The organism is Streptococcus suis, from assembly GCA_022354845.1.
GTDB lineage: Bacteria > Bacillota > Bacilli > Lactobacillales > Streptococcaceae > Streptococcus > Streptococcus suis_AA.
Window position 1 is genome coordinate 1,682,438 of sequence record CP031970.1, and the last position, 26,714, is coordinate 1,709,151.

At 39.1% G+C, this 26,714-nt stretch carries 27 protein-coding genes and 2 pseudogenes; 8 read left to right on the top strand and 21 right to left on the bottom strand.

Annotated elements, in window-relative coordinates:
• Positions 1 to 78 precede the first annotated feature (78 nt).
• From D2A30_08750 to D2A30_08765, 4 genes and pseudogenes are all read right to left on the bottom strand, one after another.
• Complete coding sequence (locus tag D2A30_08750; GenBank protein ULL21648.1) at positions 79 to 942, bottom strand: DegV family protein; 864 nt, start codon at positions 940 to 942, stop codon at positions 79 to 81.
• Positions 939 to 1,460, bottom strand: coding sequence for an NYN domain-containing protein (locus D2A30_08755; GenBank protein ID ULL21649.1), 522 nt, complete (start codon positions 1,458 to 1,460; stop codon positions 939 to 941). Before D2A30_08755 ends, D2A30_08750 begins: the two co-directional genes overlap by 4 nt.
• Entirely contained in the window at positions 1,461 to 2,189 is a 729-nt protein-coding gene (rlmB, locus tag D2A30_08760) for a 23S rRNA (guanosine(2251)-2'-O)-methyltransferase RlmB (protein ULL21650.1), read from the bottom strand.
• 120 nt (positions 2,190 to 2,309) lie between these two features.
• Positions 2,310 to 3,155, bottom strand: a pseudogene (locus tag D2A30_08765) (IS630 family transposase).
• Between the two features lie 49 nt (positions 3,156 to 3,204).
• Here D2A30_08765 and D2A30_08770 point away from each other — a divergent pair.
• The gene (locus tag D2A30_08770; GenBank protein ULL21651.1) at positions 3,205 to 3,594 is read left to right on the top strand and encodes a DUF1761 domain-containing protein; all 390 of its coding nucleotides are present in this window, start codon (positions 3,205 to 3,207) and stop codon (positions 3,592 to 3,594) included.
• 22 nt (positions 3,595 to 3,616) lie between these two features.
• Here D2A30_08770 and D2A30_08775 read toward each other — a convergent pair whose 3' ends face one another.
• On the bottom strand, positions 3,617 to 5,608 hold the full coding sequence (locus D2A30_08775; protein ID ULL21652.1) for a potassium transporter Kup: 1,992 nt from the start codon (positions 5,606 to 5,608) through the stop codon (positions 3,617 to 3,619).
• A gap of 153 nt (positions 5,609 to 5,761) precedes the next feature.
• On the opposite strand from D2A30_08775, the gene D2A30_08780 reads away from it, so the two are divergent.
• Both D2A30_08780 and D2A30_08785 read left to right on the top strand, forming a co-directional pair.
• Complete coding sequence (locus tag D2A30_08780) at positions 5,762 to 6,721, top strand: aromatic acid exporter family protein (protein ULL21653.1); 960 nt, start codon at positions 5,762 to 5,764, stop codon at positions 6,719 to 6,721.
• A 257-nt stretch (positions 6,722 to 6,978) separates the two neighbouring features.
• Positions 6,979 to 7,566: a cadmium resistance protein gene (locus D2A30_08785; protein ID ULL21654.1), complete on the top strand. Its 588-nt coding sequence runs from the start codon at positions 6,979 to 6,981 to the stop codon at positions 7,564 to 7,566.
• Between the two features lie 60 nt (positions 7,567 to 7,626).
• Here the strand turns inward: D2A30_08785 and ugpC are convergent, their stop codons facing one another.
• From ugpC to D2A30_08820, 7 genes are all read right to left on the bottom strand, one after another.
• Positions 7,627 to 8,757, bottom strand: coding sequence for a sn-glycerol-3-phosphate ABC transporter ATP-binding protein UgpC (gene ugpC, locus D2A30_08790; GenBank protein ULL21655.1), 1,131 nt, complete (start codon positions 8,755 to 8,757; stop codon positions 7,627 to 7,629).
• Positions 8,758 to 8,866: 109 nt separating this feature from the next.
• Positions 8,867 to 9,721, bottom strand: coding sequence for a PucR family transcriptional regulator (locus tag D2A30_08795; protein ULL21656.1), 855 nt, complete (start codon positions 9,719 to 9,721; stop codon positions 8,867 to 8,869).
• Between the two features lie 299 nt (positions 9,722 to 10,020).
• Positions 10,021 to 10,209, bottom strand: coding sequence for a 50S ribosomal protein L28 (locus D2A30_08800; protein ULL21657.1), 189 nt, complete (start codon positions 10,207 to 10,209; stop codon positions 10,021 to 10,023).
• Positions 10,210 to 10,411: 202 nt separating this feature from the next.
• Entirely contained in the window at positions 10,412 to 11,050 is a 639-nt protein-coding gene (gene trmB / locus D2A30_08805; protein ULL21658.1) for a tRNA (guanosine(46)-N7)-methyltransferase TrmB, read from the bottom strand.
• Positions 11,047 to 11,841 carry a phosphotransferase gene (locus D2A30_08810; GenBank protein ID ULL21659.1) on the bottom strand — a complete coding sequence of 265 codons (795 nt, stop codon included), beginning with the start codon at positions 11,839 to 11,841 and terminating at the stop codon, positions 11,047 to 11,049. Before D2A30_08810 ends, trmB begins: the two co-directional genes overlap by 4 nt.
• A gap of 49 nt (positions 11,842 to 11,890) precedes the next feature.
• Complete coding sequence (locus D2A30_08815; GenBank protein ID ULL21660.1) at positions 11,891 to 12,931, bottom strand: multidrug ABC transporter permease; 1,041 nt, start codon at positions 12,929 to 12,931, stop codon at positions 11,891 to 11,893.
• Positions 12,928 to 13,662 carry an ABC transporter ATP-binding protein gene (locus D2A30_08820; protein ID ULL21661.1) on the bottom strand — a complete coding sequence of 245 codons (735 nt, stop codon included), beginning with the start codon at positions 13,660 to 13,662 and terminating at the stop codon, positions 12,928 to 12,930. The genes D2A30_08815 and D2A30_08820 overlap by 4 nt, the downstream gene beginning before the upstream one ends.
• A gap of 62 nt (positions 13,663 to 13,724) precedes the next feature.
• Between D2A30_08820 and D2A30_08825 the strand changes: the two genes are divergently transcribed.
• Positions 13,725 to 14,138 carry an HIT family protein gene (locus D2A30_08825; GenBank protein ULL21662.1) on the top strand — a complete coding sequence of 138 codons (414 nt, stop codon included), beginning with the start codon at positions 13,725 to 13,727 and terminating at the stop codon, positions 14,136 to 14,138.
• 1 nt (position 14,139) lies between these two features.
• Positions 14,140 to 14,445 carry a chemotaxis protein gene (locus D2A30_08830; protein ULL21663.1) on the top strand — a complete coding sequence of 102 codons (306 nt, stop codon included), beginning with the start codon at positions 14,140 to 14,142 and terminating at the stop codon, positions 14,443 to 14,445.
• A gap of 137 nt (positions 14,446 to 14,582) precedes the next feature.
• Here D2A30_08830 and D2A30_08835 read toward each other — a convergent pair whose 3' ends face one another.
• From D2A30_08835 to D2A30_08870, 8 genes are all read right to left on the bottom strand, one after another.
• Entirely contained in the window at positions 14,583 to 15,758 is a 1,176-nt protein-coding gene (locus D2A30_08835) for a LytR family transcriptional regulator (GenBank protein ULL21664.1), read from the bottom strand.
• The gene (locus tag D2A30_08840) at positions 15,755 to 16,282 is read right to left on the bottom strand and encodes a GNAT family N-acetyltransferase (GenBank protein ULL21665.1); all 528 of its coding nucleotides are present in this window, start codon (positions 16,280 to 16,282) and stop codon (positions 15,755 to 15,757) included. The genes D2A30_08835 and D2A30_08840 overlap by 4 nt, the downstream gene beginning before the upstream one ends.
• Positions 16,275 to 16,715, bottom strand: a complete 441-nt coding sequence (gene tsaE, locus D2A30_08845; protein ID ULL21666.1) for a tRNA (adenosine(37)-N6)-threonylcarbamoyltransferase complex ATPase subunit type 1 TsaE — start codon at positions 16,713 to 16,715, stop codon at positions 16,275 to 16,277. The genes D2A30_08840 and tsaE overlap by 8 nt, the downstream gene beginning before the upstream one ends.
• A gap of 105 nt (positions 16,716 to 16,820) precedes the next feature.
• Entirely contained in the window at positions 16,821 to 18,485 is a 1,665-nt protein-coding gene (locus tag D2A30_08850; protein ID ULL21667.1) for a DAK2 domain-containing protein, read from the bottom strand.
• A 2-nt stretch (positions 18,486 to 18,487) separates the two neighbouring features.
• Entirely contained in the window at positions 18,488 to 18,853 is a 366-nt protein-coding gene (locus D2A30_08855; GenBank protein ULL21668.1) for an Asp23/Gls24 family envelope stress response protein, read from the bottom strand.
• Between the two features lie 368 nt (positions 18,854 to 19,221).
• A complete protein-coding gene (locus D2A30_08860; GenBank protein ID ULL21669.1) occupies positions 19,222 to 21,873 on the bottom strand; it encodes a bifunctional acetaldehyde-CoA/alcohol dehydrogenase in 2,652 nt (883 codons plus the stop codon).
• Between the two features lie 203 nt (positions 21,874 to 22,076).
• A complete protein-coding gene (locus tag D2A30_08865) occupies positions 22,077 to 23,360 on the bottom strand; it encodes a histidine--tRNA ligase (GenBank protein ULL21670.1) in 1,284 nt (427 codons plus the stop codon).
• 112 nt (positions 23,361 to 23,472) lie between these two features.
• On the bottom strand, positions 23,473 to 24,174 hold the full coding sequence (locus tag D2A30_08870) for a hypothetical protein (protein ID ULL21671.1): 702 nt from the start codon (positions 24,172 to 24,174) through the stop codon (positions 23,473 to 23,475).
• 318 nt (positions 24,175 to 24,492) lie between these two features.
• On the opposite strand from D2A30_08870, the pseudogene D2A30_08875 reads away from it, so the two are divergent.
• The 3 genes and pseudogenes from D2A30_08875 to rpmG all read left to right on the top strand — a co-directional run bounded on the left by D2A30_08875 (position 24,493) and on the right by rpmG (position 25,154).
• Positions 24,493 to 24,597, top strand: a pseudogene (locus D2A30_08875) (IS30 family transposase).
• Between the two features lie 209 nt (positions 24,598 to 24,806).
• Complete coding sequence (gene rpmF / locus D2A30_08880) at positions 24,807 to 24,989, top strand: 50S ribosomal protein L32 (GenBank protein ULL21672.1); 183 nt, start codon at positions 24,807 to 24,809, stop codon at positions 24,987 to 24,989.
• Between the two features lie 15 nt (positions 24,990 to 25,004).
• Positions 25,005 to 25,154: a 50S ribosomal protein L33 gene (gene rpmG, locus D2A30_08885; protein ULL21673.1), complete on the top strand. Its 150-nt coding sequence runs from the start codon at positions 25,005 to 25,007 to the stop codon at positions 25,152 to 25,154.
• 114 nt (positions 25,155 to 25,268) lie between these two features.
• Here the strand turns inward: rpmG and D2A30_08890 are convergent, their stop codons facing one another.
• Positions 25,269 to 26,525, bottom strand: a complete 1,257-nt coding sequence (locus D2A30_08890; GenBank protein ULL21674.1) for an ISL3 family transposase — start codon at positions 26,523 to 26,525, stop codon at positions 25,269 to 25,271.
• Positions 26,526 to 26,714: the final 189 nt, after the last annotated feature.

The following is a 26,714-nucleotide window of genomic DNA, read 5'->3' on the forward strand; positions in this document are numbered from 1 at the left end:
CTTTTGATTATCCTATTCTGCAATATGTCACTGCCACACAAAAAGGAATACATCTTTGCAAGAAATTTCCCTTAGAATCTATGCTCTCATTTCTGTCCCAATTGATAAAATCGCTAAGACTCCTGTACCTGTATGAGTGGCAATAACTGGTCCTAATTCTGTCAATAGAACATCAGAAACACGGTCGTCTTCCAATAAAGTAGATTTGACGCCCTCTGCCGCCTCAATATCACCCGTATAAGCAACCATGATTGTAGAATGATCCAAGTTATCCAAGGTCAGGTTCAACATTTGCTTGATTCCTTTTTTACGACCACGGATTTTAGCTATTGATTCTAGTTTTCCATCAGCATTGAGCGAAATGAGGGGCTTGATATTCACTAATCCACCGATCAAACCTGCAGCTTTGGACAGACGGCCACCACGCACTAAGTGTTGTAAATCATCAACTAAGAGATAGGTCCGCAAGCGTGGCACCAAATCTTCTACGATTGCCATGGTCTCCACCAATGTTTTACCCGCAGCACGCGCCTCAACGGCTTTCATAACAAGATAGCCTTCACCTATGGTCGCCGCCTTCGTATCAATAATGGAAATGGCTGCTTCCGGGTATTGATCCAAGACCATGTCGCGTGCAATGACCGCACTCTGATAGGTCCCTGAAAGAGCTGCTGAGAAAGCGAGATAAAGCACCTCTTGACCTTCCTTGGCTGCCACTTCAAAAACTTCTTCAAACTGACCGACATTTACTTGACTGGTCATCGGCTGGCTACCACTTTCCATCTTCTCTAGCAATGTAGCACTAGTAAGGCGATTGTCCCCTACAGTCTCATAGGTTTGACCATCTAAATTGATGGTCAAGCCTAGTACATCAACCCCATGTTCTTCCACCCATCCTTTTGACAAATCCGAGGTAGAATCCGTTACTATTTTAAAACTCACTCAGTCATATCCTCCATCACTTCTTTTAAGGCTTTAAACTGCTGATCTGACCAGGGATTCAGACGCGGGGTGTACAATTCAACTTGATCCACAAATTTATCCAAATCCTTTTTGATTACATTTGTCCGTTCTTCTAGCTCACGCGCAGATACTCGTAAGGCTCCCTGTGAAAAAACAACCCATTGCTCATTTAAATCACTCGTTGCTACCGTAACCTGTTTGCGAGGATCACTATTTAACTCTGCACTCAAGCGTTCAATATAGCTATCTGCCGTTTCTTCCTCTTCAGTAAACACAACTTGAACATTAAATTCATCATAATGCTGACGACTTCCGGGAACATGATGAGCATCAAAAACGCAAATGATGTCTATATTCTCAAATGAAGCATAGTGGGAAAGAATGCGAAGCAAGGTAGTCCTTGCGGCATCTAAATGACCTTTTTTGAAATCTTGTTTAGTTGATCTCCAAAAAGCAATCATATTATAACCATCAACAAGCAGAATCTTTTCTTTCATCTAAAGTTTCTTCCGAAATACTTCGTACATCAGCACAGCAGCTGCTACGCTGGCGTTGAGGGATTGGACATGGCCCTTCATAGGAATGGTAACCATCTCATCCACCTGCTTTTTGATATTACTGGAAATCCCTTTACCTTCGTTGCCAATAATAAGTACTAGCTTGCCAGCTGTATTCCACTTGTGGCTTGGGGTTCCGTTCATATCAGTACCAAATACCCAGAAACCAGCCTCCTTAAGCTTATCAAGGGTTTGGCTAAGATTAGTCACTCGGGCGATTGGGACATGGGCCACCGCTCCTGTTGAGGTCTTTGCCACAACGGGCGTCACGCCAACTGCTCGGTGCTTGGGAATGATGATGCCCGCTACCTGAGTCGCATCTGCGGTCCGCAAAATCGAGCCCAAGTTGTGAGGATCTGTCAGACCATCCAAGATGAGAATGAGAGGATTGTCTTCTGCTTCCGCTTTTTCCAAAATCACCGATAGGTCCGCATAGGCAAACTCAGAGACTCGTAGGACAAAACCTTGGTGAACGGCACCTTCTGTCATGTCAGACAGGGTCTTCTTCGGCGTCCAAGAAATCGACACCTTCTTCTCTGCCGCCAGTGCCTTGATTTTTTCTACATTTTTTCCGCGCAAATCATCCTGAATGTATAGCTTGTTACCAGTGTTGGCCTCCAAACTCTCCACTACAGCATGTACGCCATATACGATATCATTTTCTTCCATAAGAGTATTATAGCATAGGTTTTCTAAAAAAGGGATTTCTCTTTGTAATAGCCGATAACCCTTGACTCATTCTTAAAACCATGTTATTCGTCCGTACAATCGGAAGAAAAGGAGATATTGTCAATTGAAACAAGAGCAGGACAGAAGTGCCTCAAGAAAAGTATCGCAATTTAGCAATACTTTTCTGAGGTGTTTTTTGATTTGAGCCCATGTTCTCAATAGGATTATACTCAGGTGAGTAAGGTGGAAGTGGTAAAAGTCTATGACCCTGCTCCTTGCATAACTCTTTTAGCTTATTCATCCTATGAAACCTTGCATTATCCATAATGATAACAGATGGTTTATCTAAAGTGGGTAGTAAAAATATTTTAAACTAAGCTTCGAAAAAGTCACTAGTCATGGTTTCTTTGTAGGTCATCGGGGCTATAATCTCACCGTTTATTAGACCTGCAACTAAAGATATCCGCTGGAATCTTCTTCCAGAGATTTGACCTGTGATTAACTGACCTTTCAAAGATCGACTATATTCTCGATGAAAATATGTCTCAGACCCTGTTTCGTCAATATAAACATGTGTCAGGTGACTTAAGTTATTAAATTCTTTAAGAAACTGATTTACTTTCTCAGGGTCTTGTTTATAGTAGGTGCAGCTCCTTTTTTTCGAGTATATCCCATAGCTTTGAGAGCGTAATGAATAGCTGTTGGATGACAGCCAAATTCAGAAGCTATTTCAGTCAAAAAAGCATCTGGATGAGCATCAAGATAGTTCTTTAATTTTTCTCTATCAACTTTTCTCGGTTTGGTTCCCTTAACTTGGTGATGAAGCTCGCCTGTAGTCTCCTTTAATTTTAGCCATTGATAGATGGTGTTGCGTGAAATATCGAAAACAACAGATGCTTCAGTAATACTGCTAGTTTTCTCATAGTATGCGAGAACTTTTTTACGAAAATCTAATGAATATGCCATAAGTACATTATACTACAGATGTACTGTTTTTGTTTCATTTTACTATATTATGACACTTATTTTGGGAATTGTGGCAGGCCTGATTACTTTTGCCATTGGCGGCTTATGGTACGGCTTGATTTTCCGCGATGCCTGGATTGAAGCCTCTGGCATTGATATGGCAAAGGTTGAAGCTGACCGTCAAGCTGGTAAAAACGGTCAAAAAGAAATGATGATTTCTTTAGCAATTGAAGTTGTTACAGCCGTTGTTGCAATTTTCTTTATCAAAACTCTTGATGTTTCACCACTACATGCGGCTGGTGGCATGGGGGTAACTGCTGTACTTGCTTCATTAAAAAACTATGTTTTTGAGCAACGTCCAATCAAGCTTATCCTTATCAATGAAAGCTACAAATTGGTCTGCTACTTGGTAGAAGGAATTATTGCTTTAATTGCATAAATTAAAAAGTTCTCTGGAAATTTCAGAGAACTTTTTGCTTTCTTTCATCAATCGGCAACGGTCGAACACCTGACAAAATAATGGGAATCCGCTCTACAGTTACTTCTGAGAATTGTAAACCAAACCAGCGGGTAGGAGAAGCTGTATAACGTTTAATGAATGCTCTCATCCCCAGAATAAATCGATCAAATGTATTCAATTCAGGTGAATTGGCCATGGTCTCTTCTATGATAACAAAACGAAAATCTCCAATTTCTTTCTCATCTTGTAAACTATATACCTGTTTCTGTTTGAGTATTCTTCCCTGTTTCATTAAGTCACCCACAATGGTTCTTAAGTATCGAGAGACGTCCTGTCTCATTCTAAACCCTAAATAAAGATCTACCTTAATCAAGAAGTTTGTATCCAGGGTGTCAACTGAGTACTCTTTTGTGTAGGGTTGGTCTGTTACATGAACACGCACAAACCAGTATTGATTAGCCCGCTTTGATTTTTTCTCCAAAATTGAGTAGAGAATCGAGTGATCGATGAAATGTCCCTGTAGATGTCTACTGAGATAAACCAAATTACTTGCATAAAGGGGGACACTTTTGTCTTGAGATAAGGCTTGTAATTGCCCCATATACTTAGACAATGGGAGCAATTTTGTATAATGAGATAATATTTGATTGCTTTTATGCCAAACAAACATGACAAATAAAATGAATAGAGAGATAATAACAACCACATAACCACCATGAACAAATTTAATGACCGATGATAAGAAGAACATTCCCTCTATCGACAAAAAGAATGCCAGACCCAGATAGGCTTGCCAGGGTTTGATGCCCGATTGTCTCACAAACTCAGTCAATAGAATAGAAGTCATTAACATGGTCACAGTAATCGCCAAACCATAAGCTGCTTCCATTTTTTCTGCACTCCTAAAATAGAGAACAATTGTAGAGGTCGTCATCCAAAGAAGCCAATTTAACCTTGGAATATATAACTGACCTAAACTAGCACCAGGATAAGTAATTCGTAATCTAGGGAACAATTTTAAGCGCATTGCTTCTGAAACGAGTGTAAAAGAGCCTGAAATGAGCGCTTGTGATGCAATGATTGCAGCAAGAGTTGCTAAAATCACAGCAATCATGCTTAATCCTTGGGGAACACTCGCGAAAAATGGGTTTAAAGTAATTGACTCTGTTTGATGTGACAAAATCCATGCACCTTGTCCGAAGTAAGATAGCAAAATGGATACTTTTACAAATGGCCAACTAACATAAATATTTCCCCTACCAACATGCCCCAAATCTGAATAAAGCGCCTCCGCACCGGTAGTAGCAAGAAATACTGAACCCAGTATGAAAATACCTTCCTTATTTTCAGGACTCATTAATAAGGAAATCGCATAAAGAGGATTGAATGCCTTAAAAACTTCTGGATAAGTGATAGTATTTGTTAAACCGACAAGTCCTAAAAATAAGAACCAGATAAACATGACTGGACCAAATACCTTACCAACAAAGCCTGTTCCAAATCGTTGAATACTAAACAATACTGTCAAAATCGCTAAACTCGTTGCAATAACGATTGATTCATCTTGATAAAAGGTTTCCAACAACGGAACACTTCGTAAACCTTCTATAGCAGAAGTGACTGTTACAGCTGGCGTCAACGCCCCATCTGCTAGCAAAGTTGAGCCACCAATCATAGCAGGAATGATGAGCCATTTGGCTCTTTTTCTCACAAGGGTATATAAGGAAAAAATCCCCCCCTCATGATCATTATCCGCCTTCAACGCAATCAATACATACTTAATTGTCGTAATTATAGTTAAAGTCCAAATAATTAAAGAGATAGAACCCAGAATAAATTCCTTATTCACAGCCCCAATTCCTCCTTGGCCTCTAACAAGAGCTTGCATGGTATAAAGTGGACTTGTACCAATATCTCCATAAACCACCCCGAGAGCAATAAGAAAACCAGCCTTACTACCACGTTCAAAGCTTAAACTATCTTTCTCAGTCATTTTTCACTTCTCCTTACATCACCACAGTATAGCACCGAAAGAACAGAATTGCAACACCTCATTTTAAAATGAAAACTTTTTAATAACTCCAATTTTTTCACTATCGTTTTACTTTGTGTTACAATATTTTTATCAATTAGAAAGAAGTGGAATATGCCTCTCTTACACAGAACAATAAAACTTATTTTAGCAACTGTTCTATCAATTTATCTGGCAGATTGGCTGGGATTATCATACGCAACTTCTGCCGGAATTATTGCAATTTTAAGTATTTTGGATACTCGAAAATCCAGTTATAAAATGGCTCTTAATCGCTTCTATTCCACTCTACTTGCCTTATCTATCGCAACGATAACTTTTTACTTGCTAGGTTTCGGGATTTGGACTTTAGGTGTCTACTTAGTCTTCTATGTTCCTCTTGCTTACCATTTTCGGTGGGAGGCAGGAATCGCACCCGCTACAGTCCTGGTCACTCACTTAATGCTTGAGGAAAGCCTATCCATTTCCCTCTTGACCAATGAGATGGGCTTGTTTCTGATTGGAGCCTTGACAGCCTTAATTTCGAATCTCTATATGCCTTCTCAAGAACGCATGATTGAGGAATATCACGAAAGAGTTGAAGACAAGTTGAAACAGATTCTCCTACGCTTTGAACAGTTTTTAATCAAAGGGGACGGTAGGAATGATGCAACCCTCATCAACGAACTCGATCACATGCTGGACGATGCACTAAAGATTGTCTATTTAGAACGCCACAACCAAGTTTTTCAACAAACAAATTATCAAGTCCATTATTTTGAAATGCGGGCTGCACAAAGCAAAATATTACGGACCATGGCAACCAATATCAATAAGTGTTTACTGGAAGCCCGAGAGAACATCATCCTAGCCAGCCTCTTTGAGCGAACAGCCCAACAACTCAGCAGAGAGAATTCAGCAAAAGAATTGTTATTGGATATTGAATTATTCAATGCAACCTTCAGAGAGCGACCTCTACCTCAAACTCGAGAAGAGTTTGAAACCAGAGCTACCCTTTTCCAACTCCTGCACGATATGGAGCATTTTATCCAACTCAAAGTCGATTTTTACCAAGCTTATTCAGAAAATAAATGACCTAATCATTGAAAGATCTACTATGTTTTACTTTTACTTATCAAAATTAATGTGCCTCTGTGTTTAGAACCTAGATTGACCATTTAACACCTCAATCTAAGACTTATTTTCACCTACTCATATTTTTACAAAATACAGTCAGTAATTTCTCAATAAGTTGCCTTTATTGCGATTGAATAGCTATTGCATAAAAGCACTTTACGTGTGAATACAGATTTTAAGGTAAATTCAGCCAACAATTTTAAATCGGAGGAACCATGATATTATTTATATCTGCAATTATTCTTAGTATTTCAACAAGTATTGACTACTTGCTTCTTTTAATACTCCTCTTTTCAAAAACTAAAAATAGAAGTGATAAACAACACATCTATCTGGGACAATTACTTGCATCTTTTATCTTGATAGTATCTAGCTTTATCATCAGTCAATTCGCCAATTTACTACCTTCTGAGTGGATGATTGGCTTACTTGGAATCTTCCCGATTTTTTTGGGAGTTCGCATTCTATTTGAATCTGAAGAAGACGTTCAGATCTCAGACAAAACAATAGGAGTCCTATCAGTTTTACTCCTTTCATTAGCATCTGGCGCTGATAATTTAGGGATTTTCTCGCCCTATTTCACAACCTTAACAATGCCAGAATTTATCGTAACAGCTGTCATCATTTTGTTGGGGACAACCGTTATTTGCTTCATCGCAGATGCTTTTGGCAGTCTCTCTCCTATCTCTGAATTTCTTGAAAAATACGAGCGTATCATTCTACCATTAGTGTTTGTTCTCTTAGGAGTCTATATTTTGATCGAATTCGGCACGCTAAATTATTTACTCGCATTTTTTCATTAAGTGTTCTTATTCAAAAAATACCCCGTCAGTGACGGGGTATTTTGATGCCATCAATCATGCTTAAACGATTGATTGCTCTGTTTCATCATTAAAGAAATGCGCTTTATTGAGGTTGAAAGTAAGACGAACTTTTTCACCTGGATTGTGGTAATCACGCGCATCTACACGAGATACAAATTCTGTATTTCCAACTTTAGAATACAACATTGTTTCTGCACCAAGAAGTTCAGATACTACAACTTCAGCTTCTACGATAGATGATGGATAAGTATCTAATTCCAATTGAGAAGCTTTAATGTCTTCTGGACGGATACCCAATGTAAATGACTTACCATTGTAGCCTTTTTCTTCCAAGTGTTTGCGACGACCTTCAGGTAGATCTACTTTGAAACCATCTCCGATAAGGACACCATCTTGAAGAGTAACTGTAAAGAAGTTCATAGCAGGACTACCGATGAAGCTAGCAACAAACTTGTTAACTGGATGGTTGTAAAGTTCTTCAGGTCTACCGATTTGTTCAATACGACCGATTGTACCTGTACCTGCTTCGTTCTTCGTAGCAGACATGATTACGATACGGTCTGCCAATGTCATCGCTTCTGTTTGGTCGTGCGTTACGTAGATAGTTGTTGCACCAATACGACGGTGAATTTTAGCAATCTCAGTACGCATGGATACACGAAGTTTCGCATCCAAGTTTGACAATGGTTCGTCCATCAAGAATACTTTAGCATCACGGACGATAGCACGACCCATGGCAACACGTTGACGTTGACCACCAGAAAGGTCTGCAGGTTTACGTTGCAAGAGTTCAGTCAAACCAAGGATTTGCGCTGCTTCTTCAACACGTTTTTTGATTTCATCCTTGCTGTATTTACGCAATTTAAGACCAAAAGCCATGTTGTCAAATACAGTCATATGTGGATAAAGCGCATAGTTTTGGAATACCATAGCGATGTCACGGTCTTTTGGAGCAACGTCGTTCATCAATACGCCGTCGATGTATGCTTCACCTTTTGTGATATCTTCCAAACCAGCAATCATACGAAGAGTAGTTGATTTGCCACAGCCTGAAGGACCTACAAAAACGATGAACTCTTTATCTTTTATATCTAAGTTAAAGTTTTCAACTGAGTAGTGTTCGCTATTTGGATATTTTTTATAAATGTTTTTTAAATTAAGATGAACCATGTTCAAGCCTCACTTTCTTTGATAGCTTTATTGTAAATGAAAGCGTTTTTAAAATCTAGGTCAAGTTGCACAAAAAGAAAAAAATCTTTTGTACAACTTGCACAAAAGATTAAATACTCATTCCCAAGATAGCCTGATGGCAAATAGCTAAATCATTTAAATCTTTCAATTGAAGACCTGTCATCTCCTGCCATTTATCAAGCCGATATTGCAAAGTGTTTCGGTGTAGATAGAGTTTCTGAGCTGCTTTTGTTAACACTGCCCCTTCTTCCCAAAGAGCCTCAATGATCGCTTCCATCTGTTGGTTTGAAATCAACTGCCTCAATCCTGATTGTAGCTGAAGGTAAGACTGTCCGCTCCACAAATACAGATAGCTAAATGTCAAGAGGAAGGATTGTTGATGACCAGCACACCACTTTCTAAACAAATCTTGCTCAGCTTGAATTAACAGTGGCCACTGTGACTCTAACCATTCAGGCCACAACTGACCAAGAAAAATAGTCATACGAAGTCCAAAATCAAACTCCATAGTGGCGAGCGTGTCCCCTAAAATTTCTCGAACATCCAACAAGATCGATTGGTCTAAAATAAAAATATGATGGTTGGACTCCGGAGAATAGCTTGCTTGAAGATTTGGTAATAGTTGCTTCATCATATCCAACCAAGCCGTTTGCCCCTCCTGATCAATTGATGACCAAATATGTACATGAAGAACTTGCAATAGGCTAAAGGTTGTTGGTCGAATGCCATCATTCTCAAAATAGGATTGCCAAGGAGAACGAGCGTATGTTTCTGCTTGATTCTGCAATAGCTCAATCAACAGTTTCTCCCTTTCAGTCAATGTCATCCTATCAAAAGAAAAATAGCCCATTCCTGGCACATCAATGGTAATATCATCTCCATTTGCGTTTCTTTCGTTCCATCTCCCCTGTGGGAAAAAGGCTAATACACTGTCTCTATCCATTGCACTTCCTCTCTATTATTTTGGATAAGGATTGCTACCCATACTTTCCATCACCATTCCAACTCTTTAAAAATCAAAATGCACCATTGCCAAGCGTCTTTGATGAATGGAATCGGCAAAGAACCCTACCATTAACCATTAAAAAAACGATTGGCAACAAGCCATTATTTCTACTTTCGATTTTCATTGAATATAACTCTATTATCCTTCAAAAGCAACACAACGTCAAGATTCAACCTATATCTCCTTATGTCAAAACATGATAAACGAAATAAAAAAAGCCTTACGGCTCTTTAACATTATACACGTTCAACTTTACCTGATTTAAGTGCACGAGCTGATGCCCAAACTTTTTTAGGTTTACCATCAATCAAAACAGTAACTTTTTGAAGATTTGGTTTAACTGCGCGTTTAGTTTGGTTCATTGCGTGTGAACGGTTGTTACCAGATACAGTCTTACGACCAGTAAAATAACATACTTTAGCCATTGTATATTCCTCCTCATTTGATCAAATATTACGGATGTGCTAGCACCACATACCATACTAGTCTACCAAAAAATAGAGTGGTTGGCAAGGATTTTTTTTAATATTTTACCATGGCTACTGGCAACATTGACTTTTCATCAGCTAGTACTTTATTGAAAATCAATAAGACTTCTAGATTTAAAGACAACTCTAAAACAACAGATTATTGAAATATAGCTTCAACTCGGTAAATGACCTTACCTTTATTTGAGAATTTTTCCTCATACTCAGTCATAATATTGCCTTCTAGGCCGTCCGCATGTAAGTCTAACCAAACCTGCTTCAATACCATACCGTACTGTGAAAAGCTAGCTAAGCTATACTCAAACAGTCCACGGTTATCCGTTTTAAAATGAATTTCCCCGCGTTCCGGTAGGATTTCTTTATAGGTGTCCAAAAATGTCTTATAGGTCAAGCGACGTTTCTCGTGACGTTTTTTCGGCCATGGATCAGAGAAATTTAAGTACAATCTATCAATCTCTGCTGGCGCAAAATAATTTGTCAAACTTGAACCGTCTACTTGCAATAACTTTATATTCGGTAAATCTGCTTCCAGAACTCGATCCAAGGCATAGCTTAGAACGGTCATCTGAATATCAATCCCAATATAGTTCACATTTGGATTTTGTGCAGCCATTCCTGTCACAAAACGACCTTTTCCAGACCCGACTTCAATATAAATAGGGTTATGATTCCCAAAAATTTCTGCCCACTTCCCCTTACATTCTTCCGGATTGGAAATAACAAACTGAGGATTGGTTGCTAAGAGCTCACTAGCTCCCTTTCGATTTCTAACTCTCATATATCTTTCTTGAAACTCTGACGAAATTGACGCAGAGCATATATTTCTTTATTAGCCGCCAGCACGTTGTAGCTTTCAACATGCTTCACAATTTGGTTTAAATACCCAAGCTGACCATACCAATATATCTTACTGAGTACGGTTTGATTATATTTGTACCCATATGCTTGAAGCCATTCTTTCCACTCATGACGCGGAATATAATGTGTTAACAGATAAGCCACATCTAACATACGGTCCGTCAAACAAGCTGTTTCCCAGTCAGTCAAGTATACTAATCCACTCGTTGTTTCTACCCAGTTTGTATGATGTAAGTCACCATGGACAAAAGTAGCTACTTCTTGACGGAAATTAGGCAAATGATTTAACAAATCTTGACAAATCGATTGCAAATATGTGTTTTGTGCCAATCGAGCTGGCGCTTCTTTTTGCCAACGATGTACCAAATCCTGTGGCTCCATATAAGTATAATTCATCTGAAGAGCCTGATTCAACAAAATACGAGAATAGTGCATGCGCACCAGAATCTGACGCACCTGTTTACTTCCCATATCTTGACGTTCTAACGTCCTACCATTCAGCCACTCCTGCTCAACCCTATGCCCCATACCTGCCTCACGATTTGCTGATAAAATCGGTGGGGTAATTTGTTCCCGTGCCAAAACTGAAACAATAGGAGGCATTTCATACTTCACAAATACTGGCGTTCCGTCTGACCGTTGGCCTTTGAACGCCTTGCCACTATTCCCTGCAATAGACTGTAATTGTAGCCCACTGGTATCAAACTGCATGCCATTCCTCCTTGAAAAATTCCTTACTATTTTACTAGTTTTCAGCTATTTAGTCAATCAATTTTTTTAATTTGGCTGGTAAATATCCCTCGTGCAAAAAAATCCCAACCAGCAGTAATAGCACCACCATTATACTCTCTTTAGAAAATAGCAGAGCTAAACTCACTTCGATTCCTAAAAGTCCGTAAAGTACAATACGCAGAACCTTTTGGAAACCAAGCCTTTTTTCATCTTTTCCCAACGGATATAACTGAGTCAAATATTGATAATCATAATGCCTGAAGAGCCCTAGCAACTGAAACAAGAGTAAATAATGAAAAATGAGGACCAAGCCAATTGACAACCATGATTCATCAATCGCAACCAATGATAAGATGGCTAACAAAAACAAGCGCAATGCTAAGGCTAAGTAATCCCCTGCCCTCATAAAAGCACGTAGGTACAGATAAAACCACGTTTGTTGATCATGCACAAGGCGCAATATCCCATTTAGATAGGTTCTCGGTTTAACAGGTACACTAATTCCTTTCACCGTGGTAAACAGGGCAAAGAAACGCAAAATTGACTGTTTTCTCTTCTGCTCATCCCGAATGGCTTTGGACCAATCCAACACTCCCTGTGACTGATATTGTGCCATTTGGTGCTTGACTAGAATGTATTTTAGCACCAACAGCAAAAGGATATAGCAAACAATCATCCAAACAGCTAAACCCAGTATTAAGTAAATAGGAACCAATAACATTTGTACCAGCACCTGAATTCCAGACCAGAGGATATAAGTCCGTCTAGCTGCTACATGGATAATTTGTAGAACTTCTTTTTCCTTTGGTAAAAGGAAAATCTCATCTGCCTCTTCCAAATAAGTGGCGATTTTCCCAGAAAATAACACCAACAAACTGACCACTAAAAGCAGCAAGTAGATTGGCAGGGAGTTTTCAGGAAAACTCAGTAGTAATTGCCGATATTGCAAGCTTAAAAAGCCGATAAATACCATCAGCACTAACACAAAATGGTCATTCAATACATAGCGCAAATACTTGGAACATTTAGTTAGGAAGTCCCTTCTGCGTTGTTGAAACATTGCCTTCATCTGGCCACTCCTTCTTGTGTCAACGCCAGATAAATTTCGTTGAGACTTGCACCTTTCATGTTAAAGGCATGTTGCAATTCCTCTAAATTCCCTGTTGCACGAACCTGACCTTGATGTAAGATAACAAAAGAATCACACATTTTCTCGGCCGAATCAAGAACATGAGTAGACATCAGAATTGAAGTTCCTTTAGCTTTCTCCTCTTCTAATAGGTTTACTAAGTCCGAAATCGCTACAGGATCCAGCCCTAAAAACGGCTCATCAACAATCAACAAACTCGGTTCCACCATGAAAGCACAGATAATCATAACTTTCTGTTTCATTCCCTTAGAAAAATGAACAGGGAACCAGTCCAATTTTTCATCCAACCGAAAAACCGTTAACAACCCCTGAACTCGACTCCAGGCTTGATCCCAAGTCAAATCATAGGCTAAAGCTACTACCTCTAAATGTTCCTTAAGCGTCAATTCCTCATACAAGCTAGGTGTTTCAGGGATAAATCCAATTTTCTTCCGATAATTCTCTGCATCCTGTACAAGACTTTTCCCATCAATTAAAATTTCTCCTTGATAAGGAGTCAAAAGGCCAATAATTTCCTTTATCGTCGTTGATTTCCCTGCACCATTCAATCCAATTAAGCCAACTAACTGACCGCTCTCAACAGTGAAAGATACATCTTTCACTACGGGAATATTGATGTAGCCTCCTGTTATATTTTTTACTTCTAACATACATTTCTTCCTATAATTTGATATAATTATTATATCAAAAAATCTAGAAAGAGGTTGTCATTATGTCAGATTGTATTTTTTGTAAAATTATTGCTGGAGAAATCCCAGCTTCTAAAGTCTATGAAGATGATCATATCCTTGCCTTTTTAGATATCACCCAAGTCACCAAAGGACACACTTTAGTTGTTCCTAAGAAACATTACCGCAATATGCTTGATATGGACGCAGAAGTAGCAGCTACACTCTTTTCAGTGATTCCTACTATCTCCAGTCATTTGAAGGAGACACTCGGTGCTAAAGGCCTAAATATTGTCAATAATAACGAAGAAGTGGCTGGTCAGACTGTCTTTCATACCCATATCCATCTCTTACCACGATACGATAAAGAAGATGGACTGGAAATCCATTTCAAGACCAACGAACCTGATTTCCCAGCATTAGCCCAGCTAGCGCAAAGCCTATATTTAGGAGAATAAGATGAAACTTAGCAATATTATAGTGGCTGTAGGTGCTGCCAGTGCAACCTTTCTTGCTATTACCAACCGAGAAAAAATTTCAAAAGAAGTCAAGGAAACACAACAACTCCTGACTGATATTCAGACCAGCAAATCGAATATCCAACATCAACTAGCCATTATCCAAAGTTTTCAAAAACCTTTGCAAGAATTAACAGCTGATCTCCAGTATAAAACACGCATCTACCAACAAAGTATAGCAGGCAACTTACAAGAGATCCAAACCATCCAAGAAAAATACGCTTCAAAACACCCCCAAAAATTATAGAAAGCTGGGTAAAAAGTTTTATACCCAAAAATAGCTTTGAATCAACGTTTTTGATAACGTAATTCAAAGCTATTTTCGTTATGCAAATTTAAATCATAGTGAGTTTTGCCCGATTTCTTTAACGATATTATCTGAGCTTATTCCCCTTCTGAACTATAGGTATCTGTAGCAGTGGTTTCTGAATTCATCTCTGCTGTCGTATCATATGTGGTCGAATCTTCAGTTGACGTTTGGGCCCAGGGACTTGCTTCAAGCACCAATTCATTTGTATATGCATTATATACATTAACTGGACTTGGAAGGTATATCATACTTTCATTCACTTGAACATTTGTCACTAAATCAGTAGCAGTTGGTTGCCCGGTCGATGCTTTCAAAACATTTTGCATTTCCAACAGATGCTCACTAGTAGGCAATTGATAGCTGAGTTCGTTAATCATCTGTTCCTCACCCTGCAATTGATACGGTTCCAAATTAGATAAAGCATCTTTATACCCCAATAGAGAAGGGATAGTTGAGGTGTTAATTTCAATATTTGTCCGCATATTATTTGAAATAGCTGTCAGAATTTTTTTGTATTGTGTTAATCCATCTAAATTTAACAACTTATTCACGATAGCGGTAATCACTTCTCGTTGCCGTCTTTGCCGACCTATATCACCTTCAGGGTCATCATAACGCATTCGGGAATAAACCAATGCTTGATTACCATTTACTAATGATTTTCCTTCCGGAACAACTGCAGTGTAAGCTGGTTCATGTTCCGAAATTGAGATTGGGAATCCCAAAGTATTATTTACCTCAATCCCCCCAAGTGCGTCAACCAATTCAACTAGCCCATCCATATTAATCTCAACATAGCGATCAATGGTAATATCCATCATTTTTTCAATCGTCGCAATTGCCATCGGAGCTTGTCCATAGCTATAGGAATGATTTAGTTTTTCAATTGTCCCACTGGATGTCCCATCTGGCTCTGCAATTTCAACCATGATATCTCTCGTCAGACTCATCATAGTAGTTGTTTTCGTCGTGGGATTTAAGGTAACAAGTATCATCGAGTCACTTCGACCACCGTCCCACTGACCCCCGCGAGAAGCCTGGTCCATATCAACCCCCATCAACAAGATGGTTAATGGTTCTGTCGCATCAATTGGTTGAATCGAATCATCATTATCATCCAAAGATTTAAATGTTTTTGAGATTTCCCCGAGCGAAAAGCCCAATAAACTATTGCCGTAAACTCCAGCGGCTACCACTGTCAATAAGAAAATCGACAAGGACATCAAGACTATTTTTTTCCAAATTTTCATAGATCACCAATCAACATACCCATATAATAGAGATCTAGCCATTCACCTTGATCAGTTCTAGCTCCTCTATATTGAGTTCCTTCTATTTGAAATCCTAATTTTTTATAAAGATGTACTGCAGCTTGATTGCGAACTTGGACTGTCAACTCTAATCGGCTCAGCAAACCAATTTCCCGTACCCAATGCAAAACTTCTTCTAAGAGTATAGTGCCAATTCCATAACCCCAATATTCTTTCTTAACTGCAATAAAGATATTTCCAATATGGCTAATTCGAAATTGTTTAGAAGACTTAACAGTTATTGCACCGACAACCTCATTCTCTAGTTTTGCCAGCAAATGGATTTCCCTAGGATTTTCAATCCCAGCCGCAAAAATCGTTTTCATCTGCTCTTGATGATATGCAAAACCAGTTTCGTCCATGACCAAGAAATCTGTTTCTGAGGCTACTTGCTGCATAAAATGGATAAACGCCTGCGCATCACTGGGATCTGCTTCACAAAATTCAATCTCTTTTCTACGCATTTGGAATCTCCGCAAGTAAACTTTGGCTTTGTCCTCCAAAGGCTTCAAAAGAAAGAGAGCGACCTTCTTCAACCTTTTCAATGTAGATTCTTAGATAATCATCGAACAAAGATAAATCCAATAACTCTCCCCATTCGATGACAGTAATTCCGTCACCAAAAAGAAAATCATCCAAATCAATAGAGTCAGGATCATCTCCAATTCGATAAACATCTAAATGAAATAATGGTAGACGTCCTTCATATTCGCGTACAATCGTATAGGTTGGACTTTTAATCATTTGCTCAATGCCAAGACCCTTCGCAATACCTTTTACCAATGTTGTTTTTCCAGCACCAAGATTTCCAGATAACAGTATCACTTGCCCCGCTTGACAAACACTGCCGAGGTTTTCACCAATTGAAATCAATTCATTTTCATTTCGACTTAACATACATTCCATTATACCATAGGCCAATTTGATTGTCATAAGCAGACCAGAAAATCCCAAACGAAAGTGAAAAAATCGTGAGTATGATCACATACTCACGACACATTTTTATTCAACACTGAACAGATATGGGTAGACTGGCTGATCTCCTTGGTGGATTTCAACTTCAACGTCTTCAAATTGTTCTTCTAATTTTTCAGCTACGGCTTGAGCTAATTCTTTGTCACCTTCTTCTCCAAGATAGATAATAACAATTTCACTATCTTCATCAAGCATTCTTTCAAATGTTGATTCAAGGGTCTCCATCATATCTGGATTAGATACAACAATTTTTCCATCAACCATACCAAGATTATCATTTTTATGAATTTCAAGGCCATCAATTGTTGTATCACGAACAGCTGTCGTAATGCTACCACTTTTCACATCAGCTAGTGAGGCTGTCATGGCTTGTGCGTTACTGTCCAAATCACGACTAGGATCAAATGCCAACAAACTTGTAAAACCTTGTGGAAGGGTCTTAGTTTCTACTACTTTTACAACAACTTCCGCCGCTTCAGCCGCAGACTGAGCTGCCATTAAAATATTTTTGTTGTTCGGTAGTAAAATTACATTACGCGCATTGACCAAATCAATAGCTTTCAAAAAGTCTTCTGTGGATGGGTTCATGGTTTGACCTCCAGAAATGACATAGTCAACACCTTGTGATTTGAAAATCTCAGTTAACCCTTCCCCAGCTGCTACAGCAATAATAGCATATTCTTTTTGCTCAGCTGGTTTTTGGAAAGAACCCTCTTTCTCAACTTGCGCTTCATGTTGCTCACGCATATTATCCACTTTAACTTTAACCAAGCTACCATATTGAAGACCAGCCTGCATTACCAAACCAGGATCTTCCGTGTGAACGTGTACTTTTACAATCTCATCATCGTTGACAACTAGGAGAGAATCCCCCAGATCATTGAGATAATTACGGAATTCTTCATAGTCAAATTCTTTAACATAAGTAGGGCCTTGGCGCAGAGCTACCATGATTTCTGTACAATAACCATAAGCAATATCTTCCGTTGCAACGTGACCAGCTACAGACTTGTGGTGTTCTGCATTTATCATCTCTGACATAACTGCTGGAGTCGCCTCAAATTCTTCAGAAGCAATGTACTCACCTGTAAGAGCTGACAAGAAACCTTCATAAATATATACAAGTCCTTGACCGCCTGAATCGACAACTCCAACCTCTTTCAAGACTGGAAGCATATCAGGTGTTTTCTTTAGGGCGCGATTAGCACCATCCAGTGTTGCACGCATAACTTCGATTGCATCATCTGTTTCTTCAGCTTTTTTGAGCGCTGCAGTTGCGGCACCACGAGATACAGTAAGAATAGTACCCTCAACAGGTTTCATAACGGCTTTATAAGCTACCTCTACACCATGTTGAAAAGCCTGTGCTAAATCCTTACCATCCAATTCAACCTTACCCTTAACAGATTGACCGAAACCACGGAATAACTGAGATGTAATAACACCAGAGTTCCCGCGCGCTCCCATTAGCAATCCTTTGGACAAAATTTGTGCAGCTTCACCTACTGTAGAAGCAGGCTTATCCGCAACTTCCTTAGCACCATTTGTAATGGTCATCCCCATATTGGTACCTGTATCCCCGTCTGGTACAGGGAATACGTTTAGTGAGTTGACATATTCAGCTTGTTTATTCAGACGAGTTGATGCAGCCTGCACCATTCCTTGAAATAAACTAGTAGTAATTTTAGACACAATTATTCTCCTACGACTTTAATATTTTGGATAAAAACATTAACGGCATCAACAGAGATACCCAATTGACTCTCCAAGTTAAACTTCACGCGTTCTTGGATATTGCGAGATACTTCACTTATTTTTACACCATAACTCATCACAGTATAAACATCGACTGCAATACGACCATCTTCTAAAGTCTTGATAACTACACCTTTGGAATAGTTTTCTTTTCTCAAAAGAGCCTGAAAATTGTCCTTAATCGCAGATTTACTAGCCATCCCAACAACACCAAAAATTTCAGTCGTAGCACCGCCGACAACTGTGGCAATAACGTCATCAGTCAATTCTATTTGGCCGTCTTTTGTATTGATCTTTACAGTCATATTCCTTACCTCAAATAGTTTTATCACTCCATTTTACCATATTTTCAGTATTCTGTAAAAAACAAGCTTGTGACATCTGATATCTTCTTGTGTTCTGAAGTATAAATCTTCTATATCTGAAAGAATGAGTAGCAACCCCCATGCTTTCTAACAGTCTATCTCTTTCATCTGCACTTTTGATGTATATTTCTCTCAGCTTTTACAAAATTGAGTTCTTTTTCAAAAAAATTGAGTTCTTTTTCAAAAAAAAATTGAGGTAGCTAAGAATCAACTTAGCAACCTCAATCCTATCAGCCAGTTTTAGTTGGCAAATCTAATTATCTCCGAGAAGGTACTTTCAAAAATTGTTGCACGAATAAGGAAAGATATTATTTAATCCGACCCGGACGTTCTTTGTAACCGTAGTAAGCGTCATTCATGATTTCTTCCATGTCTGCTACCATTGGCAAGCGTGGGTTAGCAGGTGAACATTGGTCTTCATATGCTAGAAGAGCCAATTCATGAGTGTATTTCTTCCATTCTTGTTCGTCAATACCTTGATCTTTAAAGTTCATCTTGATACCAACTTTTTCACCCAATTCGTAAACTGCTTTAGCATAAGCTGCAACAGCTTCTTCTGGAGTAGAATGTGGCAAACCTAACATACGAGCGATGTCTTGGAATTTTTCATCCGCTTTCCAGTAGTTGTACTTAGGCCATGTAGTTGTCTTAGACGGACGAGTACCATTGTAACGGATAACGTATGGCAACAAGATTGCGTTTGTACGTCCATGAACTGTGTGGAAGCGACCACCAATCTTATGGGCCATAGAGTGGCTCATACCCAAGAAGGCATTTGCAAAAGCCATACCAGCCATTGTAGAAGCGTTGTGGATTTTTTCACGTGCTTCTGGATCACCAGTCAAGACAGATTTTTCAAGGTATTGGAATACCAACTTAATAGTTTGAAGGGCAATACCATCAGTGTAGTCGTTCGCAAAGTTAGAAGTGTATGCTTCTGTCGCATGAGTCAATACGTCCATACCAGTATCAGCTGCGATGAAGGCTGGAACTGACTCTACCAATGCTGGGTCTATGATTGCAATTGTTGGTGTCAATGAGTAGTCAGTAAGTGGGTATTTGCGGTTATTTTTCTTATCAGAAATAACGGCAAACGGTGTTACTTCTGAACCTGTACCAGATGTAGTTGGGATACCGATGTATTTAGCTTTTTGACCCAATGATGGGAATTTGAAGGCACGTTTACGGATATCCATGAATTTTTGAACAAGGTCACGGAAGTCGATTTCTGGTTGTTCATAGAAGAGCCACATTACTTTAGCAGCATCCATTGGTGAACCACCACCGAGCGCAATAATTGTATCCGGTTGGAATGCACGCATTAATTCAGCACCGCGTTCAACTGTTGTAATATCTGGATCTGGTTCAACATCTGAGAAGACTTGAATAGTCACTTGATTTGAACGAGCATTCAATTGATCGATGACACGTTGAACAAAACCAAGACGTTCGATTGATTTGTCTGTTACGATCATAACACGTTCAAGGCCTTCTGCTGTTTGAAGGTATTGAATAGAGTTACGTTCGAAGTAAATTTTTGAAGGAACTTTAAACCATTGCATATTATTTCTACGTTTCCCTACTTTCTTGATGTTAAGAAGGTTGATAGCAGATACGTTATCACCAACTGAGTTACGTCCATATGAACCACATCCGAGTGTTAATGATGGAATAAATGCATTATAAACGTCACCGATACCACCGAAAGTAGAAGGTGAGTTCCAGATAATACGCATTGCTTTCATTTCAGTACCGAAACGTTTTGCAAGTTCTTCATCTTTAGTATGGATTGCAGCAGAGTGTCCAAGACCGTTGAACTCTACCATTTGACGAGCTTTTTTAAGACCATCTTCTACATCTTCAGCTTTCAATACAGCAATTACTGGAGAAAGTTTTTCACGTGTAAGAGGCTCATTTGGTCCAACTTCAGCACATTCAGCAGCCAAGATGTTTGTTCCTTCTGGAACTTTGAAGCCTGCTTGTTCCGCAATCCATGCAGCAGGTTTACCAACGATATCAGCATTCAATTTACCTTCTGCACAGTTTTTGCTATTTGCTTTTACACCGAAGCAGTACTCTTCAAGGAGTGCTTTTTCTTTTTTGTTAACAAAGTAAGTTTTGTATGACTTAAATTCTTCAACGAATTGATCATAAATTTCTTTGTCGATGATGACTGCTTGCTCAGAAGCACATACCATACCGTTGTCAAATGATTTAGACATAACGATATCGTGAGCTGCTTGACGAATATCTGCAGATTTTTCGATATATGCTGGAACGTTACCTGCACCAACACCAAGAGCTGGTTTACCACATGAATACGCTGCACGTACCATTGCGTTACCACCTGTTGCCAAGATAGTTGAGATACCATCGTGATTCATGAGGGCATTTGTAGCAGCAATAGATGGCTCAGTAATCCATTGGATACAGTTTTCAGGGGCACCTGCTTTTACAGCAGCTTCATAAACGATACGTGCTGCATGTGCAGAAGATTCTTGTGCAGATGGGTGGAAACCAAATACGATTGGGTTACGAGTTTTAAGTGCGATAAGTGATTTGAAAATAGCTGTTGAAGTTGGGTTAGTTGTTGGAGTAACACCACAGATAACACCAACAGGTTCTGCAATTTTTGTCAAACCAGTAATAGGATCATCTTCGATAACACCAGCTGTTTTTACACCGCGCATGTTATTTACAACGTGCTCACACGCAAACAAGTTTTTTGTAGCTTTGTCTTCAAAGACACCGCGACCTGTTTCTTCTACAGCGTGTGCTGCTAAGATACCATGAGCATCAAGCGCTGCTACAGATGCTTTCGCAACGATGTAGTCAACTTGTTCTTGGTTCAATTTGCGAAACTCATCCAAGGCTACCAAGCCTTTTTGAACAAGTTCGTCAACATGTTTTTGAGCTGCCACCAATTTTTCTTCAGGTGATACTACTTTTTGTTCAGCCATTTTAGTCCTCCATTTACAAAACAGATGTTTGTTACTTTTTTCACATGTTTATAATACAACAACTTTTTGATTTTGTAAAGTGTTTTTGTTAATTTTTTCACAATTCTTTCGAAAAATCCGAATAAAGCGCTTTCATTTTTCGTTTTTGATAAACCATCTTCTTACAAAGGTGGCTCATCAATACACTATCATAGGATACAACACTAATTTTCACTTAGTTTTTCTAAAATACTAGCAAATTCTGTTTTAACTATTTCAAGATTTGTTTCAACCTCTTTTCGAGTCTGGTTGTTTTTCACCACGACTTGACCTGATTCGATTTCACTACCACCTAAGGTAATGATTGTCTTGGCTCCAAATACATCTGCTGACTTAAACTGGGCTTTGAGCTTGCGGTCAAGGTAGTCTCGCTCTGCTCGGAACCCTTGCTTGCGGATGGCTTGAACCAACTCAAGCGCCCCGCCATTGGCCTCCTGACCCAAAACAGCTATGTAAACATCTATTTGGGTATCAATCGGAAGCTCAATACTTTGCTTTTCAAGTACGAGAATCAGACGTTCAATCCCCATGCCAAAGCCGAAGGCTGGTGTTTCTGGACCACCAAAATAGCTAACCAATCCATCATAGCGACCGCCAGCACAGATGGTCAAGTCACTGCCACCTACTTCGGTCATGAATTCAAAAATAGTATGGTTATAGTAGTCTAGACCACGTACCATATTCGTGTCGATTTCATATGAAATGCCCAGTTTATCTAGCATAGACTTGACTGCTTCAAAATGAGCTGTACTTTTCTGATCCAGATAGTCCAAGATGGATGGTGCATTTTCTACAGCAACCTTGTCTTCTTTTTCTTTTGAGTCTAGCACGCGGAGAGGATTTTCTTCCAAACGGCGCTGGCTATCTTTAGACAGTTGATCCTTGAGCGGTGTCAGATAGTCAATCAAGGCTTGGCGATAGGCTGCGCGACTTTCTGGATTCCCCAAACTATTGAGATGCAAACGAACATCTTTAATCCCCAACTCTTCAAAGAAATGATAAGCCATGGCAATAATTTCTACATCTGTTGCCGGATTATTTGAGCCGAAGCACTCTACACCAATCTGATGGAACTGACGCAAACGACCTGCCTGCGGACGCTCATATCGGAACATGGGCCCCATATAGTAAAATTTTGCCGGTTTTTGCACTTCTGGGGCAAAGAGTTTATTTTCTACGTATGAACGAACAACTGGCGCTGTGCCTTCTGGACGAAGAGTAATATGACGTTCTCCCTTATCGTAAAAATCGTACATTTCCTTGGTCACAATATCTGTGGTATCGCCAACAGAGCGACTGATTACTTCGTAATGTTCAAAGATAGGTGTGCGAATTTCTGAAAAATTATACTGTTTAAAGATAGAACGCGCGAAATTTTCTACATATTGCCATTTGGCAGAGTCCTGTGGAAGTAAATCTTGCGTCCCTTTTGGTTTTTGTAGTTTCATGGGCTTTCTCATTTCTCTAAATATTGCCCCTTATTTTATCATATTTTGGGCTTTTTTGGAAATGGCAGAGCAAACAAAAAGCCGTGCCTACTGACACGACCTTGTTTAAAACCTATTTCTTGTCTACAATCTGGAAATTCAAGTCGACCACTTCGATTTCAACCTCAAGTTTTTCTTCTGAATTGAGATTGAGGAGGTTTTCTAAGGCTGTTTCAGCAAAGGCCGCTACTTTTTCTTGGCGTTCCGCGTCATTCAATACTTTCTCACTTGTCTTGTAAATGGCTTCTTGGGATTTTTCATTTAGAAATTCCTGGGCCTTTAGTCCAGAAGTGAAGACATCGACCGCCTTGTCCAGCAGACCATTGCTATTGTTGCTGATTTTAATTTCTCCATGTTGCTGAGAATCAACTTCGACAAGAACAGGTTTCTTGAAGGTTAAATTATTGTTTTGAATCTGGAAATCTGACTGACTAATCCCTTCCAAGACCAACTTGAACTCCGTCTGCACAGGTATTTCAACAGACATTTCACGTCCTACAAAGAGCTTGGTAATCGGTTCTGTCCAGTCTGGCCATTCTTGCAGATTATTATTATTAAAAGTATGGTTGGCAGTTGTATCCACCTCGGCACCTGCCACAACCAGCTTGCTTTCCGCTTCAAACTTCTTAATGACAAACTCATATTGAACCTTGTGGGTGCCTTGGAACCATGCTAGAATACTATTTCTAAACCAGAAGATCCCTATACCTAAAAGTAGCAACAAGACCAAGAGGCTAGCCAACTTTTTCGCAAAAAACTTCCCAACTGTTTTCATACAGTTCTCCTTCATATTGAGTAATTGGAACTCGTCCTATAACTATTATATACATGCCGTCAAGTGAATTTTGTTTCTTTTTGAATATTATAGCTAACTTTCTTTAGTGAAGGTTCTATAATGAGTTAGCCACCTCGCCTTGCTCAAAAATATTTGTTTCGCTATCTTTGAGTAAGCTGTAATTTCATTTGATAACAGGCTTGAAGCTGTTAGGCTAAGTAGCCAAGGCTAATAGTAGCCTTGATTTAGCTGACAAAACAGGTTCAAGGGTTCCTGTTGTCAAATGAAATCCAATTTAAGGCAAAAGAAAACACCTCTGTGCTATACTTGTTGTTCACCACAAACACAAGGAAGGGCACAGAGATGCAAAAACATTATACACCAAAAGGCAAACATTTGACAATGGATAACCGTCGCCGAGTGAATTTCTTATGGGTGGCTAATTTCAACTTGAAATTTGGAAAACTTTCTTTAGGTGGGAATTTAGGTGAATAAAATTTTTAAAAATATCTGTCAAGTAACTTTACTTTACAAAGAAGTTTTGATATACTGTTAAAGTTGACGCAAGTCATACTATAACTTTTAGATTTGAAGAGGGCTTTGCTCTCGTATTTTAATGGAGGAAAATAGAAATGGCAGTACCTGCACGTCGCACTTCAAAAGCGAAGAAAAACAAACGTCGTACTCACTATAAAGTAGCAGCTCCAACTGTGAAATTTGATGAAACTACTGGAGATTATTCACGTTCACACCGTGTATCTTTGAAAGGATACTACAAAGGACGTAAAATCGCTAAGGCTGCTTCAGCTGAATAATAGAAGGGAGATACCATGCGCGTAAATATTACACTTGAACACAAAGAATCTGGTGAACGCTTGTACCTTACTTCAAAAAACAAACGTAACACTCCAGACCGTCTTCAATTGAAAAAATACTCACCAAAATTGCGTAAACACGTGATTTTTACTGAAGTGAAATAAGACAACATACAGAAAGCCTATGAAATCAACGTTTCTAGGCTTTTTCTGTTGCTTAAAATGCGATTTTGTCTGATTTTTTCGGCTCTTTGTCAACTGTAGTGGGTAGATGAAAAGCTAACACCTAGAGAGGATGAACTTCGTCCTCTCTTTCTTTATGTTCAATGCAATCAAAATCCGTTTTTTAAAGTTTTCAAAGTTCCTGAACCCAAAGGCATTTCTCTTAATGACTTTGATGAGATTATTGGTAGCTTCCAGTTTGGCGTTTGAATAAGGCAATTCTAGAGCATTCAAAACCTTGTCTTTATCCTTTAGAAATGTCTTCAATACCGTCTGGAAAATAGGATTAACGGTGGCTATTTCCTGTTCGATGAGGTCAAAGAAATGGTCTGAGTTCTTCTCTTGGAAATGAAATAAGAGAAGCTGATAGAGTTCATAGTGTTGTCGTAGTTCCTCGGAGAAAGACAGGAGTTTTTCTAGGATTTCCTTGTTAGTCAAATGCATGCGAAACATAGGGCGATAAAATCGTTTATCGCTGAGTTTACGGCTATCTTGTTGTATCAATTTCCAGTAACGTTTCAAGGCTCGGTATTCCTGCGATTTTCTGTTGAACTGATTCATAATTTGAATACGGACACGGTTCATAGCACGACTAAGGTGTTGCACGATATGAAAGCGGTCGAGTACAATTTTTGCATTCGGAAAAAGCTGTTTAGCAAGTTGATAATAGGGACTAAACATATCCATGGTAATCACTTTGACCCGATTTCTAACCTTTCTAGGATAGCGTAGAAAGTGGTTTCGGATGGTTGCTTGAGTTCTTCCGTCCAGAATGGTTATGACATTTAGGGAGTCGAAATCTTGAGCGATGAAGCTCATTTTCCCCTTCTTGAAGGCATACTCGTCCCAGCTCATCACCTCAGGTAAGGTATTCCAATCCGTTTCAAACTTGAACTCATTTAGCTTTCTTATAACTGATGATGTTGAGATAGATAGCCTGTGTGCAATATGTTGCATTGCTTGATTTTCGATGAGTAATTGAGCGATCTTCTGGTTAACAGCGACAGAGATTTGGTGGTTCTTCTTGACAAGAGGAGTTTCAGCGACCGCCATTTTTCCGCAATCTTTACACTTGAAACGACGCTTTCGAAGACGGATAAGTAAAGGGTAGCCAGCAGTTTCTAGGTAGGGGATTTTAGAAGTTTTCTGGTAGTCGTACTTAGCCATTTGTCCCTTGCATTTTGGGCATTTAGGGGCTGTGTAATCCAAGTGACCGTGGAGTTCTAAGTGAGTCCCCATATCATATTCATCAGTGATAGTGATATTTTTGTCTTTAATTCTGAGAAAATTTGTGATAAGATTTAGTTGTTCCATATGAACCCTTTCTAATGTGAGTTTCGTCGCTTTTCATTATAGGTCATATGGGACTTTTTTTCTACACTAAAAAAAGCTCTATAATCTCTACAGTGGATTTACCCACTACAGAAATTATAGAGCCATTTTTTCTGATTAACTTTATCTCCATAGTTGACAAACATAAAAAATTGTTTTAAAGTATGAATG